The sequence below is a fragment of the Roseibium sp. AWQ4_290 genome, from assembly GCF_056160985.1.
Genome location: NZ_JBSWYG010000010.1, coordinates 147569 through 162613, shown reverse-complemented (window position 1 = coordinate 162613; position 15045 = coordinate 147569). Strand labels below are relative to the sequence as shown.

The window sequence follows — 15045 nt, the reverse complement described above, 5'->3', positions numbered from 1 at the left end:
AGGCGCTAGCCTCAAGCGGCGGCGGGCAGCCGGTTCCGGTCGTGGGCTTGCGTGAAATCAAGAGCAGGCCCCACCGGAACGACGCCGTGCGGGTTGATGGTCCCGTGGGAGCCATAGTAGTGCTGCTTGATCGTCTCCATGTCGACGGTCTCGGCAATGCCGGGCATCTGGTAGAGTTCCAGCAGATAGTTGGACAGGTTCGGGTAGTCGGCAATCCGGCGGATATTGCATTTGAAATGGCCGACATAAACAGCATCAAAGCGCACAAGCGTGGTGAAAAGGCGCCAGTCGGCTTCCGTCAGCCGGCCGCCTGTGAGATAGCGCGAGGTGCCTAGCAGCTTGTCCAGATCGTCCAGCGTGTGGAATAGCACGGCCACCGCCTCCTCATAGGCCTCCTGGGTGGTGGCAAAGCCGGATTTATAAACGCCGTTGTTGACCGCGTGATAGATGCGCTCATTGACGGTGTCGATCTTGCTGCGCAAGTCCTCGGGATAAAAATCCAGCGTCGATCCGGTCAGGCCGTCAAAGGCTGAATTGAACATGCGGATGATTTCGGACGACTCGTTGCTGACGATGGTGTTCTGCTCTTTGTCCCAGAGAATCGGCACCGTTGTGCGCCCGGTATAGCCGGGGTCTGCCTTGACGTAGATATGCCAGGCATAGTCTGCGCCGGTCAGCGGATCGGTCTCGGCAAATTCCCAGCCGTTTTCCAGCATCAAAGGTTCGACGGCCGAAAGGGAGACTGCATCTTCAAGGCCCTTCAGCCTGCGGAAGATCATGGTCCTGTGTGCCCAGGGGCAGGCATAGGAGACGAACAGATGATACCGGCCTGGCTCAGCCTTGAACCCGGCCCTTCCGCTGGGGCCTGCAGATCCGTCCGCTGTCACCCAGTTGCGGAATGCAGAGTCTTTGCGCACAAAGCGTCCGCCACTTGATGACGTGTCATACCATTGGTCTTTCCAGACACCTTCGACCAGCAATCCCATGAGATGCTCCTTGCGTTTCCTTTGGGAAAATCTTGTGCGTCAGGTGCTGAAATCAATCAATTGAATGCTGTGTTCGGCAAGGGTGAACAATCGGCCGGACCAGAGTGCCGAAAAAAAGCGCTGGACCGGGACCGGCGTGCGTGGTAACCGCTTTGCCTCATCCATGATCTGCCGGGGCACTTGACGCATCCGGCTTAGAAACGAGACTGGGATCAATGACCGCAGGTCTGATGCTCCGACGACGAACCGACCGACGAGAAAGCTCTCGTCTGTTCCGTCGCGGCTGACCTGATCCCGGAGTTCCACCCCTTCCATTCCGGCTCTCGGCAGGCGCGTTTTTCCAAAAAACTGCTTGTCAAGGAATAGCCACATGAAACAGACCACGTGGGTCATCCGGCTCGAAGACGCTGCCGACACCGCCACCATCGATCACCTTCAGGCCGAGGCTTTCGGGCCAGGCCGGTTCGCCCGCACCGCCTTCCGCATCCGCGAAGGCGTGCCGCACCGGGCTGACCTGTCCTTTGTCGGTCTGGTCGGTCAGGACATCGCCGGGTCCATCCGCCTGTCGCCGATCCGGATTGGCGGCCACAAGGGGCTGCTGCTGGGACCTTTGACCGTGTCTCCGGAATTCAAGAACCGGGGAATCGGCAAGGCGCTGATGCGCACTGCCATGGCTGCAGCGGAAACGGCAGGTGACCGGATTATCCTGCTCGTGGGCGATGCACCCTATTACGGCCCGTTCGGCTTCCAGCGGGTTCCCTTCGGCCGCATCACCCTGCCAGGTCCCGTCGATCCGGCCCGGCTTCTGGTCGCACTGCTGAATGGCGCCGAGATGCCCGAAGGGGCGGTGCAGGGCGGGGCATAGACCATCGCGCGTTTCAGCGGAGGTCCTCTCGCTCTGGAGGCGGGCAGGTGTCTTTGGTGTCCTGGGTCTTGGCCTGCGTCAATATGGCGGATGTTGTCTTAAGCCGTTCTCAAGTAGCGCTGCTGAACATGGAGCTTGCCACAGTCCATCGGATCTTTCTTTTTCTGTCTGCGATCAAGACTGTCAGCGCAAAAGGAGATCCGCACTGGATGTAAAGACACGCGGCACGCTCAACAGGGTCATATAAAACCGTTTGGACACTTGCCATGGATCTCGATTGGGTCGACTTTTTTCCGATCGTTTTTTTTCCGTTCAAGATGATCGTTTTGGGCGTTGGAATGTTCTTCGCCATTAAGTGGCACTACGATCAGGACAAGAAAAAAAGAAACGAGGCCAAGGAGCGGGAGCGCCCGCCCGTTGAAACTGTATGATGCCAAGCGCAATTGGTCATGATGAATTGCGCTTGGCATTTGAGCCTCGTGCCGACTGATCGCACGAGGCTCTCGCCCGTGTATTACGGGCCTCTTCCCCTATCGTCCTTCCCGGTACCAGGTCAGGGACAACATGCCCAGAAGCAGGGCAAGGCCAAGCAGGCCGATCATCAGCGGGTAGCGGTCAACGCCGTTCAGCACGCTGGCTTCTGTCGCTTTCAGTCCAATCCAGCCATTGCCGGAATAACTGGCAGAGGGCGCCAGTGACACGATCCGGGGGATATGCATGTCCCCGCCCACATCCCGCAGCCGCTGGGTGCTGCCACCGGTGGCCTCGCTGATCGGGGCGAGCGCTTCGGTGGTCGACAGGACGTCGGTATATTCCCTTGGATTCTGCGGGCCCACATGAATAAGCGCGCTCAAGGTGCCATCCGATACCGAAAAGAGCCCGGTTTCCCTTGCCGGCAGAGTGCCACGCCACAGGCCCGGCTCTTCCTCGCCCATGGCAATCTGGGTCTGATCGCCGGACGGGGCCGTCACGGTGACCTCACCAATGCTGTCTCCCAGGGTCTGCCGGTCGATCACCAGATCTAATCCGCGCATGGACACATTGAGCGCCTCTTCCTCCAGATCCGGCTCCTGCATCAGCCAATGGGCCAGCCGCCGCAAGAGCGGCACATGGGGCCCACCGCCCTCATAACCGCGCGCCCACAGCCAGACGTGATCGGACAACAGCATGGCAACCCGGCCTTTGCCTTCCCGGTTCAGAACCAGCAGCGGTGTGTCGCCCGGGCCGGACATGAGCTGCTCGCCCGCATCCAGATGGGTGCCGACGGCCCGGAACCAGCGGCTCCAGGCAGGCGGGTCCTGTTTGGACCCGGGCAGGCCACGGGTCACCGGATGCCGCTTGCCGATCTCCGCAAGGGTGGCATGGAAGGGTTCTTCCAGGATGCTGCCGGTCGGGCTCGCCGGCAGAATCGGGGCCAGGGGAGTGCGGTAGAGGCTGCCGGCCTCTGCATAGTCGGGGCCGCCGGCCAGAAGCACCGCGCCACCGTCGCGCACATAGCGGGCAATGTTGTCGAAATAGAGCATCGGCAGCACACCGCGACGGACATAGCGGTCGAAGATGATCAGGTCGAATTCATCGATCTTGACCGAGAACAGCTCGCGGGTCGGGAAGGCGATCAGCGACAGCTGGTTGATCGGGGTGCCGTCCTGCTTTTCCGGCGGCCGTAAAATGGTGAAATGGACCAAATCAACGGAGGCGTCGGATTTCAGCAGATTGCGCCAGGTGCGCTCGCCCGAATGGGGCGATCCGGAGACGAGCAGAACCCTCAGATTTTCCCGGATGCCGTCGACGGTGACCACAGCCCGGTTGTTGAGTGTGGTCAGTTCCCCGGTCAGCGGCGCCGCTTCGAATTCGAAGATATTATCGCCGCCATGGGAGATTTCGACAGGAATATCGATGGTCTCACCGGTACGGGCCGTGCGCTGGCTGACCACATCGCCATCCCGCTTCACGGTCAGCGTCACCTGATCGCCCGGGCCGGTGCCCCGGCCCTGGTCGATCACGCTCAAACTGACGGTTTGCTCGGACCCGACCAGCCCGAACCGGGGAGCGGTTTCCAAAGCGATCCGGCGGTCGCGCTCCTCCGGTGCTCCGGTGATCACGCCATGAACGGGGGCATCGAAGCCGAGCGCGCCCGCGCTTTGGGGAATGTCATGGATCTGGCCATCCGTGACGATGATGGCGCCACCGACCCGCTCGGGCGGCACGTCCGCCAAACCATTTGTCAGGGTTTGAAAGATCTCCGTACCGTTGCCGGAGCCGGAATTGCGCGATTCCAGAACCCGCAATTCGAACCCGCCAAGTGCGCTGATGCGGCTTTGCAATTCGGCGGCTGCCGCCTCCGTGGTGGCTTCCCGGTCAGCCAGCCGCTGGCTCTGGCTCTTGTCGACCACCAGCGCCACCACGCTGGACAGGGGCTCCCGGTCCTCCCGCTCAATGGCGGGGTTGGCCAGGGCAAACAGCAGCAGCGCCATGGTAAGGGCGCGCAAGGCCCAGCCGCGCAGATTGAGATAGCCTGACAGTCCGGCCAGCAGCAGAGCGGCCACTCCTCCGGCAATCAGGGCCCAAAGGGGCAGGAGAGGATCGAAGGAAAGGGACCAGACCATCAGCGCTCCTATTGGCCCAGCCGTTCCAGCAGGGCGGGAATATGCACCTGATCGGCCTTGTAGTTGCCGGTCAGACTGTACATGACGATGTTGACCCCGGATCGGAAGGCGTAGTCCCGCTGGACCGGGCTGTTGGGCACGGTCGGGTAGAGAAAGTCGCCATCTTCGGTCACGGCCCAGGCGGCGGCAAAATCATTGCCGGTGATCAAGAGCGGACTGACCCCGTCACCTGCCCGCACCGGGCGGTCGCCGCGTGCGGCAACCTCTTCCAGGCTCTCCACCCACAAGGGACTGGTGGCATAGCGTCCGGGGAAGGAATCCAGCAGATAAAAGGACTTGGTCAGGACGTGATCCGGCGGCACAGGCTCAAGCGGGGGCACGTCCAGATCTTCCAGAATCTCTCGGAGTTTCAAAGTGGCCGGAGTCGAGGCAAACCCGCCAGTCGCGGCATTGAGATGGTCGCGGGTGTCGAACAGGATCGTGCCGCCATTGCGCATGAATGTGTCGATGCGGGCGATCGTCTGTGCGTTGGGTTTGTCGGCCGCCGGATCAATTGGCCAATAGAGCAGGGAATAGAAGGCCAGCTCATCGCGGGCAATGTCGATGGCTACCGGCGAGCCGGGCTCCAGCGCCGTGCGTTCGGCCAGGAACCGGGTCAGACCGGCCAGTCCTGCAGCGCTGGCGTCGTCGATTTCCGGATTACCGGTCAGCACATAGGCAAGCCGCGTTTCCAAGGTCGATTGCAGCGCCTGAAGGTCATCGGATGTGGATTGCGCGAATGCCCGGTCCTGGGGCAGGAGCAGCGCCCCGGCCAGGGCCAGGGTGAGAAGCGCCGCCAGACTTGCGGTGCGGCCACGCGGGCTGAGGCGGCTGAGCCCCCCAGCCAGCAGGAAGACGGCAACTGCGTCGGCGATCAGCAGCAGGAATGCGGCGGTGAAGAAGACGGCCCGCAGATCAATCGGGTTGGAGGAGGGGTAGGCGGCGAGGGTTGCCGCCGGTCCGAGGGCCGTGAAATCGATGGGGGCGAGCGTGTCCTGCGACTGCATCAGGTTCAGGGCCCGGAACCCGTCCTCGGTGCCGTAAAGGCCCGGCGGGGTTCTGCGGTTGGCGCTGGCATCGCGGAACACCTCGGCGCTGACCGGTGTCACTTCCACCGGCGGTGCGCCGAAGCGGCCATAGCCGTCAAGCAGGCGCAAGGGGGGCAGCACACTTTTCGCCGGGGTGCTGTCATCCGGGGTCTCGGAGGCGGCAGCCACATTGGAAACGGCTAGAATGCGCCGGAGCATGTTCAGGAACACACCGGACAGCGGCAGGTTCGACCAGGTGGAATCGGCTGTCACATGGAAAAGGATGAGGTTTCCGGCTCCCAGCGGAGCGGCCGTGACCAAAGGGGTGCCGTCCTCCAGCATCGCCCAGGTGCGTTCTGAGAGGGTCGAGGTCGGTTCGGCCAGAACTTGCCGGTTGACGGTCACTTCCTTGGGTACTTTCAACCCGAAAAACGGAGAATCGTCGGGAAAGTCCGCCAGATGCTGGGGCTGCTTCCAGGACAGAGAGCCGCCAAGGGAGCGGTCGCCGGAGCGCAGCTGGACCGGGATCAGATCGTCACTGCCCCCGGCGGTGCGGGGCCCGGCAAAGCGCACCAGGGTGCCACCATTTTGCACCCAATCCCTCAATTCGGCTGCGGTGGTGTCCGGCAGGCGCCCGACATCGGCCAGCACCAGAACCGAAATACCCTGATCGATCAGGGCCGGAACAGCGAGTGCAATGTCGCCATCCTTTGGCTGGCGGATGTCGGAAAAGGGCAGAAGGGCCCGTTCCAGATAATAGACAGGGGACAGAAGGGGCTGGTCCAGATCGCCCGACTGGCCGGAAATCAGCCCGACCGTCCGCCGCCGCCAGCTGTCATCCACCAGCTGCACGGCGCCTGCGGCAGCTTCCCCGGCAATTTCAACCCTTGCAATATCGTTGCGCAATTCGCTTGGCAGCTCAAACCGGGCGGTTGTCTCGGTGCTGCCCGCCTCGAACACGGCCGGAACTTCCCCCAGCACAAGCCCTTTCAGATCAAGTGCGCGCACGCTGGCGGCGGAGCGGACCTGGCCGGGGTGGCGCACCACTTTCACAGACAGGGCATCGGCATCGTTTTGAAGACCCGTCAAGCCCAGAGGCGTATCCAGCCCGGTGAGAACAGTGATGGGTGTGCTGCCTGTGACTGCGGCCAGATCGGTCAGGAAACTGTCCCGTGTCTGCGTGTCGTCGGACAGCCAGACCACTGCACCGGGGGGCGCCGCCTGGGCCGCTTTGCGCAGTCCGAGACTTAATTCGCTGCGCACAGGCGGGAAGGGGCGGGGCTCGAGCGCACGCAATTTCTCAAGCGCAGCTGCAGCGGATTCCGGTGCAAAATTCTGGGAGGGGCCGTCGGCGGTGGCCGCAAAAAGGACCGGCTGGCCTTCCTGTTCCGCTGTGGTCAAAAGATGCTCGGCGGCCGCGACCTGACTGTCCCAGCCCTTTGCGGAGGTCCAGCCATTGTCGATCAGAACCCACAGAACCCCTTTGCCGGTTTCCACCGTATCGGCGGTGCGCCAGATGGGACCGGCCAGGGCGATGATCAAAAGGGCGGCCAGAAGAAGACGCAGAAGGGTCAGCCACCACGGGCTGCGCTGCGGGGTTTCCTCATGCTGGTCGATATCCAGCAGCAGACGGGTGGGCGGAAAGGCCACCTCCCTCGGGCGGGGCGGGGTGAGGCGCAGCAGCCACCAGATCACGGGCAGCAGGGCGAGCGCTGTCAGGATCCAGGGGGCTGTAAAGGTCAGGCCGGCAAACATCAGCTCACATGCCTCCCCTGGTCAGGACATCCTGGGCACCGGACAGTGCACTGTGCAGGACCAGCAGCGGCTCGGAGGCTGGCCGGTCCGTATGGTGCAAGATGAAGGTCCAGCCCGCGCGGCGGGCTATGTCCCGGACTTCGGCCCGGTGGGCTTCCAGGCGGGTTTTGTAGTCCTCGCGCCATTGTTCTGCGCGCCCGGCGGTCAGGCGCAGGCCCCGTTCCGGGTCCGTGAATTCTACCCGTCCGTCAAAGGGAAATGTTTCCTCAATCGGGTCAAGCACTTGAACCAGATGACCGCGGGCGCCGGTGCCTGCCACCCGGGCGACCCAGGCGGCGATATCTTCAAGCGGGTCCAGAAAGTCCGAGATCAGAACGATATCTGCAAACCGGTTGACGGCGGTCGTGTCCGGCAAGGCAATGGGCCGGGACAGGTGGGTCAGGGCATCGGCAACACGCTCGGCGGCCCTGCGGTCGGAGAAGGCTCGGGTCAGGCCTGGCAATCCCACACGTTCCCCGGTCTCGGCCAGCATGTCGGCCAGCGCAAGCATCAAGACGATGGACCGGTCTCTCTTGCTGACCTCGGAAAGCTTTGAGCGGAACACCATGGACGAGGACAGATCCGCCCAGAGCCACACGGTGTGGGCCGCCTCCCATTCGCGCTCGCGCACGTAAAGATGATCGTCCCGGGCCGAACGGCGCCAGTCGATGCGTTTGGCCGGTTCACCCATGTTGAAGGGACGGAACTGCCAGAAGCTTTCCCCTGGCCCCGCCCGGCGGCGACCATGCCAACCGGCAATGATGGAACCCGCCACATGGCTTGCTTCCACCAGCAGATCCGGCAGGGCGTCGGCGACGGACCGGGCCTCGCCGATCACATTTGGCCAGGACGCCTGATCAATGCCAGTCTGTGGGCTGCGGGAAACCATAGACGCGCGCTCCTGCAAAAGACCTTGGGTCAGGCGATTGTCTCTTTGACGCGCTGAATGACGTCTCTCACCGTGTGCCCATCGGCCCGGGCCGCGAATGTCAGCGCCATGCGGTGCTGCAAAATCGGCTCGGCAAGGGCAAGCACATCATCGATGGAAGGGGCAAGCCGCCCATCCACCAGGGCTCGGGCGCGCACGGTCAGCATCAGCGCCTGACTGGCGCGGGGGCCCGGACCCCAGGCAATCAGGCTGGTGACGTCATTTGTTGTGGCCGGGTCTCCTGGCCGGGCGGAGCGCACCAGTTTCAATATCGCTTCAACCACCGATTCTCCGACGGGCATGCGCCGGACCAGCTGCTGATAGTCCATCAGTTCTTCGGCGCGCATGGCGACCTGGGCTTCGGCCTGATCTGCACCGGTGGTCTCCAGCAGAATGCGCCGCTCGGCGTCCAGATCCGGATAATGCACGTCGATCTGCATCAGGAACCTGTCCAGCTGGGCTTCGGGCAGCGGATAGGTGCCTTCCTGCTCCAGCGGGTTCTGGGTGGCCAGCACGTGGAACGGGCGGGGCAGGTCATGGGGGTGGCCCGCAACCGTCACGTGATATTCCTGCATGGCCTGCAGCAGCGCGGACTGGGTACGCGGGCTGGCGCGGTTAATCTCGTCGGCCATGAGCAGCTGGGAAAAGACCGGGCCGGGAATGAAGCGGAACGAGCGGCCGCCCTCGGCGCTCTGCTCCATGACTTCCGCGCCGAGAATGTCTGAGGGCATCAGATCGGGAGTGAACTGGATGCGGCGGGCGTCCAGCCCCAGAACCGTGCCGAGAGTTTCAACCAGCTTGGTCTTTGCAAGTCCGGGCACCCCGACCAGCAGGCCGTGGCCACCTGCCAGAATAGTGACCAGGGTCTGTTCAACCACCGTTTCCTGACCAAAGATGATCCGGGCGATATCCGCCCTGGCATCCTGAATCCGGGCGACGGCGCGTTCCGCGTTTTCCGCAACGGCTGCGAGATCTTCCTCGCTCGGGCTGGAGGGGGAAACAACGCTCATTAATCACCTTTCCCGTCTTGTCCTGGAACCTGTCCGGCCGGTCTGTTTGGGACCTTGTCTGTTTTTGCTACGACTCGTTCAGTCTGACACCATATAAGTCAGTAGATAAGGCGCTATTGTGCGGCATACAGTGGAAAGGTCCAAGATTCTTTCCACGCGTTGGGAAAAAGACCGGGACTGCGCGCAGGACATGCGGGCCCCCGGCACGCAGCTTGAGCCCGGTCTAGGTAGAATTTCGAAGGTTCCGGGCGGTGGAAAAGGACGTTGAAAGTCATGGCCGAGGCACACGCGCCTAGCAAGGACATCATGCCGGAGGGGCTGAAAGCCCTGATCAGCCGGGCCGGGGGCGGGGACAGGAAACCGCCGCCGGTAGAGAAATGGAACCCACCGTTTTGCGGGGATCTGGACATCAGGATTGCCCGTGACGGGACCTGGTTCTATCTGGGCTCGCCCATCGGCCGTCAGGCCCTGGTGAAACTCTTTGCCTCCGTTCTGCGCAGGGATGCGGATGACCGGCATTATCTGGTCACACCGGTCGAAAAGATCGGCATTACGGTTGAGGACGCGCCGTTTCTGGCCGTGGAAATGGCTGTGGCCGGAGAGGGGGAGGCCCAGGAGCTGACGCTTCGGACCAATGTTGGAGACTTGGTGGTCGTCGGCGCGGACCACCCGCTTCGGTTCGAAAAAGAACCGGACAGTGGCGGTTTGAAACCCTATGTTCTCGTCAGAGGCAGGCTGGAGGCGCTGTTCACACGGGCGCTCATGTATCAGCTTGCCGATCTGATCGTGGACCGGTCCGGTCCGGAAGGGACGCAAATGGGCATTTGGAGCAAAGGCAGCTTCTACCCAATTGCGCCTGAGTGTCTGGCATGAGGCCGGTGGGGCGGATCCGGCGGGATGGGTACATATGAATGGGTATGCCTTCATGGGCATGACCTGGTTTGAAGGGCTAAAGGACGTGCGGGCTGAATGACTGTCTCATCTTTCGTCGAGACCGGACATGACCAGGACTGGGTCACCCGGCTCCGGACCCGGCTGGGGGAGATCCAGGCGGACCGAGCTGCGCCGGAGACCGGGGATCATGTGCTCAACCCGGACCTTGGCCCTTACGCAAAATGGGACGGGCCGCCCCGGGACGCTGCCGTTCTGATTGGTCTGGTGCAAAGGGACAGCGGTCCCTGCGTGGTGCTGACCCAGCGGACCGTGCATCTCAGCTCCCATGCGGGGCAGGTCGCGTTTCCAGGCGGAAAGATCGATCCAACGGACAAGGGGCCTGTCGAGGCGGCTCTGCGGGAAGCGGAAGAGGAAATCGGGCTCCCGCCCGCCCAGGTCGAGCCGCTGGGGACTTTGCCACCCTACCTGACCGGGTCCGGCTACCGGGTCGTTCCGGTGGTTGGGGTGGTGCATCAGGTTGCTGACTATCACCCCAATCCGGAAGAGGTGGCCGATGTGTTCGAAGTGCCCTTCCGGTTTTTGATGGATCCGGCCAACCATCTGAAGCAAAGCAGGGAGTGGGAGGGCAAGCCGCGCTATTTTTATGCAATGCCCTTTGGGGAATACCATATCTGGGGTGTCACTGCCGGGATCATCCGGTCCTTTTATGAAACGGTCTATCGCTGATGCTGCGTGTTGCGCTTACTCATCTCATTCTCTTTCTGCTGCCGTTCTTCTGTTACGCCCTGTGGCTCTGGCTGACCAAGCGCAGCGGGCATCCGGAGCGCTGGGCAAAAGGGCCGCTGGCCTGGCTGACCGTCAGCGGTCTTGGGTTGGTGATCGTCGGCTTCGTTGTCATGTCCACGCTGAACCGGGGCCCGGAAGGCACGAATTACCGGCCAACGCAGATGAAAGACGGTGTCTTTGTGCCGGGAGGGTTCGAATAGGCCATGACGGCAGCAGCTCAAGACAGGCTCCGGGCGGCGGACTGGCTTGCAACATCCGGTATTCAGGCTGTCTTTTCCGCCCTGGAGCAAAAGGGTGATGCAGCGCGGGCGGTTGGCGGCGCTGTGCGGAACACCTTGCTGGGCCATCCTGTTCCCGACATCGATATAGCCACAACCGCGCCTCCTGACGAGGTGATGCGGCGCGCGGAAGCGGCTGGGTTGAAGCCGATCGGGACCGGCCTGGATCATGGCACGGTTACGGTCATCAGCGATGGCTATCCTTACGAAGTCACGACCTTGCGCGAGGATGTGGAGACGTTCGGGCGTCAGGCCCGGGTGGTGTTCGGGCGGGACTGGTCCAAGGATGCATGGCGCCGGGACTTCACCATGAATGCCCTTTATGTGGATCGCAGCGGATGCCTGCACGACCCGCTCGGGGGGCTTCAGGATTGCCTGGACGGGCGGGTGCGTTTCATCGGAAATCCGGACGACCGTCTTCGGGAAGACTATTTGAGAATTTTGCGGTTCTTCCGCATTCATGCGGCCTACGGGTCCGGTGACCTGGATCCGGACGGGCTGGGCGCTTGCTTGCGCCAGCGGGACGGCTTGAGGCACCTGTCGGCTGAGCGGATCGGGCATGAGATCCGGCGTCTGTTACAGGCCCCCTTGGCACCCATGGCGGTCCGGTGCATGAATGAGGCGGGTCTTTGGGAGATTGCGACCGGCGGCATAGCGCTTGTGGAAGACTATGCAGCCTTGCGCCGATTGGATGCCATCGCGCCTGAAACCCGCGACCCCGAGCTGGGACTGGTGGTGCTGAGTGGCTTTGTTCATGAGGATCTGGACCGGATTTGTGAGCGGCTCCGGCTTTCCAATGCGCAAGGCAAGCGGATGCAAAGGGCCTGGGCGGCCAAGAAGCAGTATCTTCAATCCGGTGATTTGCCCGGCGCGGCGGCCATGGTTTATCAGTTCGGACGGCAAGCCGGGGTGGATGGGCTGTTGGCTGCCTGGGCGAAAGGCATAGCCGCCAATGTGGCGGACCTGGACACGTTTAAGACGGCCCTTTCCGGGCTCCGGGCGCAGGACGTTCCGGAATTTCCCTTGAAAGGAGCGGATCTCATTGCCCAGGGGCATGCTCCGGGCCCTAAGTTGGGTGCGCTATTGAAAGAGCTTGAGGGCGCATGGCAGGACAGCGGCTTTTCGTTAAGCAAAAGCCATTTGCTGGCAAAATCTCAGATGGAATCTTAGGGCTTTTTTAAGTCATTGATTTCAAGATCGACGAAATTTCCGTTTGGTAAGTTTAGGAATATTTAAATCCCTGTCGTTGGGGAATGTGGATGTGTCGGTAGATGGAAATAGTTCTGATATCTGACGGTTCGTTGCCGATGGAGTCTCCCTTACGGAAACTCCCGTTTTTCTTTGCTACCCGCCTGGTTGCGATGGACAAAGTGTCCCCGTCCACGGTTGGGTGCGCGAAGGTCGCGATCATCGAACTATCTGGATCAACGGATGCGGGGCTGACCGCTCTCAAAGCGTCTTGGGACTGCATCGCAGCCATTCCCGTCATTTGCATTGCGGCGCCCAAGAACCGCCGGGAAATGATACAGGCCGGGGCGCTGGGGCGCACGGAGCGGATGGACCGTGAAGTCCCGTTTTCCCTGTTGCTGAAACAGGTGAAAGATCTTATCGACGGCGATGTGCTGAAAGCTTTGCCCAAGTGTTGCCCCGAGTGCACGAAAGTGGCCTATATGAAAGGCAGCACGTTTCTGGATTCCTTATGTTTTTCGGCTGTCGAAGGCACCAGGATCTGCACCGAACTGATGAATGAAAGCGCGGAAGAAATGCTGACCGCGCTGAAGACGGATGGCCTGTCTTGCTGGCTGAGCACCGTTGCGACCCACCACAGCGGCACGTATTGCCACTCCCTTCAGGTGGCCGGGCTGGCCGGAATGCTGGCCAAGCACCTGGGTTGGGGTGACGCAGACTGCAAGGAACTCATTGCCGGCGGGCTGGTCCATGATATTGGCAAGACCCGCATTCCCCTGACAATCCTCGACAAGGCAGGCAAGCTCACGCAGCAAGAACGGGACTTGGTCGACAAGCACCCTGCATTTGGTCAGGAAATCCTGAAAACAAGGCCGGAGATTTCGGCCGATATCAAGCGTATGGCGGTCCAGCATCATGAAATGCTGGATGGCTCGGGCTATCCGCGCGGTCTTTCAGGCGATCAGCTCGTGCCCAAAGTCCGGCTTATGACCATCTGCGATATCTATGTTGCCCTGACTGAAGAGCGGTCCTACAAGAAAAGCTTCCCGGCCCGCACGGCTGTTGCCATGCTCAAGGAGATGGGCCCCAAGCTGGATCAGGCTATGGTTGAGAAGCTGGACGAAATGCTGTTCGGACGGGATTTCGGCGCAGTCACCCGGGCGGCACCGGCCGCCTGACCTGTCCCCGCCTTACGGCCACTTCACAACAGGTGGCATGGATGACAGGATCGACGCGACATTGCCGCCGGTCTTCAGCCCGAAAATCGTGCCCCTGTCATAGAGCAGATTGTATTCCACATAGCGCCCGCGCCGGATCAATTGTTCTTCGCGCTCTCCTTCTGTCCAGGTCTTTTCAAAATTGCGCCGGACCAGCTCAGGATAGATGGACAGGAAGGCTTCCCCGACCGCCTGGGTGAAGGCGAAGTCGGTGTCCCAGTTGCCGCTGTTCAGGTAGTCGTAGAATATTCCGCCTATGCCGCGCGCTTCGTTGCGGTGTTTTAGAAAGAAATACTCGTCGCACCATGCCTTGTAGGCTTCGTAATCGGCCACGTCATGGGCATTGCAGGCGGTTTGCATGGCCTTGTGAAAGGCCACCGTGTCCGGATCGTCCTGGGTCCGCCGTGCCTCCAGCACCGGGGTCAGATCCGCACCGCCGCCAAACCACTGGCGGGTGGTGACCACCATGCGCGTGTTCATATGCACGGCCGGTACATGGGGATTGTGCAAATGGGCAATCAGGCTGATGCCGGAGGCCCAGAAGCGCGGGTCTTCGTTGGCGCCGGGGATCTGGCCGCGGAATTCCGGTGAGAATTCACCATGCACGGTGGAAACATGAACCCCGACCTTTTCAAAGACGCGGCCATGCATCATCGACATGACGCCCCCGCCACCCTTGGCACCGCTGCTGTCCGTCCGCTCCCAGGGGGTGCGCTCGAACCGTCCGGCGGGCTGATCTGACATCGGGCCGGACACGGAGGCAATCTCGTCTTCCAGATCCTCAAACGCCTGACAGATCCGGTCGCGCAGACTCTCGAACCAAACAGGTGCGCGCGTCTTTTTGTCCTCGATTTGGTCGGGGATCGGACCCCCGCGGTTTTCCGGGGAAGGGGCGTTCATGGAACTGGCCTCGCTGTTTGGGGTTGATGCGCAGTTGGCAGCCTTCAAGAAGCGCTTTTAGGAAATGTCCCGGTTTGCCGCAAGGCTTCGCCCAGTGCCATGCCGGCCGACACCGCGACATTCAAGGAGCGCATGCCATCGGCAAGCGGAATGGTCAGCCGGGCATCGGCAAGGTCATGCACATTCCCGGGAGCGCCGGTGCTTTCCCGGCCGAAGAGCAGAATATCGTCAGCCTGAAACCGGAAGCCGGTATAGGGCGAGCTGGACTTGGTTGTCATCAGGATGAGCCTGCCGCGATGGGTGCTGCGCCAGTCCTCAAACGCGTCAAAGGAGATGTGCCGGGTCATGGCTGCCCTTTCCAGATAGTCCATTCCGGCCCGCTTCAGCGCCGTATCCGAGATCGGAAACCCGGCCGGTTCGATCAGATGGACCCGCACGTTGAGACAGGCGGCCAGGCGCAGGATCGTTCCGGTGTTTTGCGGGATATCAGGCTGGTAAAGGGCAATGTCCGGCATGGCGGTCCTCT

General features: G+C 61.8%; 15 protein-coding genes. 7 read left to right on the top strand and 8 right to left on the bottom strand.

Going from position 1 to position 15045, the window contains the following annotated elements:
• Positions 1-11: 11 nt before the first annotated feature.
• Together ACXAH0_RS12210 and ACXAH0_RS12205 are read right to left on the bottom strand one after the other, a co-directional pair.
• On the bottom strand, positions 12-986 hold the full coding sequence (locus ACXAH0_RS12210; protein ID WP_475191509.1) for a glutathione S-transferase family protein: 975 nt from the start codon (positions 984-986) through the stop codon (positions 12-14).
• A 39-nt stretch (positions 987-1025) separates the two neighbouring features.
• Entirely contained in the window at positions 1026-1370 is a 345-nt protein-coding gene (locus ACXAH0_RS12205) for a hypothetical protein (protein WP_475174940.1), read from the bottom strand.
• Between ACXAH0_RS12205 and ACXAH0_RS12200 the strand changes: the two genes are divergently transcribed.
• Together ACXAH0_RS12200 and ACXAH0_RS12195 are read left to right on the top strand one after the other, a co-directional pair.
• Positions 1357-1851 carry a GNAT family N-acetyltransferase gene (locus tag ACXAH0_RS12200; RefSeq protein WP_475174937.1) on the top strand — a complete coding sequence of 165 codons (495 nt, stop codon included), beginning with the start codon at positions 1357-1359 and terminating at the stop codon, positions 1849-1851. The two genes, ACXAH0_RS12205 and ACXAH0_RS12200, sit on opposite strands and share 14 nt — an antisense overlap.
• 266 nt (positions 1852-2117) lie before the next feature.
• Positions 2118-2282 (top strand): hypothetical protein, encoded by a 165-nt coding sequence (locus ACXAH0_RS12195; RefSeq protein ID WP_475174934.1) that lies wholly within the window; start codon positions 2118-2120, stop codon positions 2280-2282.
• Positions 2283-2381: 99 nt separating this feature from the next.
• Here ACXAH0_RS12195 and ACXAH0_RS12190 read toward each other — a convergent pair whose 3' ends face one another.
• The 4 genes from ACXAH0_RS12190 to ACXAH0_RS12175 are packed head-to-tail and all read right to left on the bottom strand — an operon-like array spanning position 2382 to position 9256.
• A complete protein-coding gene (locus ACXAH0_RS12190) occupies positions 2382-4457 on the bottom strand; it encodes a hypothetical protein (protein ID WP_475191506.1) in 2076 nt (691 codons plus the stop codon).
• Between the two features lie 8 nt (positions 4458-4465).
• On the bottom strand, positions 4466-7279 hold the full coding sequence (locus ACXAH0_RS12185; protein WP_475174930.1) for a DUF4159 domain-containing protein: 2814 nt from the start codon (positions 7277-7279) through the stop codon (positions 4466-4468).
• A 4-nt stretch (positions 7280-7283) separates the two neighbouring features.
• Positions 7284-8207 (bottom strand): DUF58 domain-containing protein, encoded by a 924-nt coding sequence (locus tag ACXAH0_RS12180; RefSeq protein WP_475174927.1) that lies wholly within the window; start codon positions 8205-8207, stop codon positions 7284-7286.
• 29 nt (positions 8208-8236) lie between these two features.
• On the bottom strand, positions 8237-9256 hold the full coding sequence (locus tag ACXAH0_RS12175; protein ID WP_475174924.1) for an AAA family ATPase: 1020 nt from the start codon (positions 9254-9256) through the stop codon (positions 8237-8239).
• 273 nt (positions 9257-9529) lie between these two features.
• Here ACXAH0_RS12175 and ACXAH0_RS12170 point away from each other — a divergent pair, with 273 nt between their 5' ends.
• The 5 genes from ACXAH0_RS12170 to ACXAH0_RS12150 all read left to right on the top strand — a co-directional run bounded on the left by ACXAH0_RS12170 (position 9530) and on the right by ACXAH0_RS12150 (position 13580).
• Positions 9530-10129: a DUF1285 domain-containing protein gene (locus ACXAH0_RS12170; protein WP_475174921.1), complete on the top strand. Its 600-nt coding sequence runs from the start codon at positions 9530-9532 to the stop codon at positions 10127-10129.
• Between the two features lie 96 nt (positions 10130-10225).
• On the top strand, positions 10226-10876 hold the full coding sequence (locus ACXAH0_RS12165; protein WP_475174918.1) for a CoA pyrophosphatase: 651 nt from the start codon (positions 10226-10228) through the stop codon (positions 10874-10876).
• Positions 10876-11136: a DUF6111 family protein gene (locus ACXAH0_RS12160; RefSeq protein WP_475191503.1), complete on the top strand. Its 261-nt coding sequence runs from the start codon at positions 10876-10878 to the stop codon at positions 11134-11136. Before ACXAH0_RS12165 ends, ACXAH0_RS12160 begins: the two co-directional genes overlap by 1 nt.
• Before the next feature lie 3 nt (positions 11137-11139).
• Positions 11140-12384, top strand: coding sequence for a CCA tRNA nucleotidyltransferase (locus tag ACXAH0_RS12155; protein ID WP_475174915.1), 1245 nt, complete (start codon positions 11140-11142; stop codon positions 12382-12384).
• 191 nt (positions 12385-12575) lie between these two features.
• The gene (locus ACXAH0_RS12150; protein WP_475174913.1) at positions 12576-13580 is read left to right on the top strand and encodes an HD-GYP domain-containing protein; all 1005 of its coding nucleotides are present in this window, start codon (positions 12576-12578) and stop codon (positions 13578-13580) included.
• 12 nt (positions 13581-13592) lie between these two features.
• Here the strand turns inward: ACXAH0_RS12150 and hemF are convergent, their stop codons facing one another.
• Together hemF and ACXAH0_RS12140 are read right to left on the bottom strand one after the other, a co-directional pair.
• Positions 13593-14519, bottom strand: a complete 927-nt coding sequence (hemF, locus tag ACXAH0_RS12145) for an oxygen-dependent coproporphyrinogen oxidase (RefSeq protein ID WP_475191500.1) — start codon at positions 14517-14519, stop codon at positions 13593-13595.
• Positions 14520-14563: 44 nt separating this feature from the next.
• Positions 14564-15034, bottom strand: a complete 471-nt coding sequence (locus ACXAH0_RS12140) for a tRNA (cytidine(34)-2'-O)-methyltransferase (protein ID WP_475174908.1) — start codon at positions 15032-15034, stop codon at positions 14564-14566.
• Between the last annotated feature and the right edge of the window lie 11 nt (positions 15035-15045).

Excerpts from the sequence above, each read along its gene's own strand:
- ACXAH0_RS12185 (WP_475174930.1), bottom strand. The coding sequence starts at position 7,279 with ATGTTTGCCGGCCTGACCTTTACAGCCCCCTGGATCCTGACAGCGCTC.
- ACXAH0_RS12155 (WP_475174915.1), top strand. The coding sequence starts at position 11,140 with ATGACGGCAGCAGCTCAAGACAGGCTCCGGGCGGCGGACTGGCTTGCA.
- ACXAH0_RS12190 (WP_475191506.1), bottom strand. The coding sequence starts at position 4,457 with ATGGTCTGGTCCCTTTCCTTCGATCCTCTCCTGCCCCTTTGGGCCCTG.
- ACXAH0_RS12210 (WP_475191509.1), bottom strand. The coding sequence starts at position 986 with ATGGGATTGCTGGTCGAAGGTGTCTGGAAAGACCAATGGTATGACACG.
- ACXAH0_RS12160 (WP_475191503.1), top strand. The coding sequence starts at position 10,876 with ATGCTGCGTGTTGCGCTTACTCATCTCATTCTCTTTCTGCTGCCGTTC.
- ACXAH0_RS12150 (WP_475174913.1), top strand. The coding sequence starts at position 12,576 with ATGGACAAAGTGTCCCCGTCCACGGTTGGGTGCGCGAAGGTCGCGATC.
- ACXAH0_RS12180 (WP_475174927.1), bottom strand. The coding sequence starts at position 8,207 with ATGGTTTCCCGCAGCCCACAGACTGGCATTGATCAGGCGTCCTGGCCA.
- ACXAH0_RS12175 (WP_475174924.1), bottom strand. The coding sequence starts at position 9,256 with ATGAGCGTTGTTTCCCCCTCCAGCCCGAGCGAGGAAGATCTCGCAGCC.
- ACXAH0_RS12165 (WP_475174918.1), top strand. The coding sequence starts at position 10,226 with ATGACTGTCTCATCTTTCGTCGAGACCGGACATGACCAGGACTGGGTC.
- ACXAH0_RS12200 (WP_475174937.1), top strand. The coding sequence starts at position 1,357 with ATGAAACAGACCACGTGGGTCATCCGGCTCGAAGACGCTGCCGACACC.
- ACXAH0_RS12170 (WP_475174921.1), top strand. The coding sequence starts at position 9,530 with ATGGCCGAGGCACACGCGCCTAGCAAGGACATCATGCCGGAGGGGCTG.
- hemF (WP_475191500.1), bottom strand. The coding sequence starts at position 14,519 with ATGAACGCCCCTTCCCCGGAAAACCGCGGGGGTCCGATCCCCGACCAA.
- ACXAH0_RS12195 (WP_475174934.1), top strand. The coding sequence starts at position 2,118 with ATGGATCTCGATTGGGTCGACTTTTTTCCGATCGTTTTTTTTCCGTTC.
- ACXAH0_RS12140 (WP_475174908.1), bottom strand. The coding sequence starts at position 15,034 with ATGCCGGACATTGCCCTTTACCAGCCTGATATCCCGCAAAACACCGGA.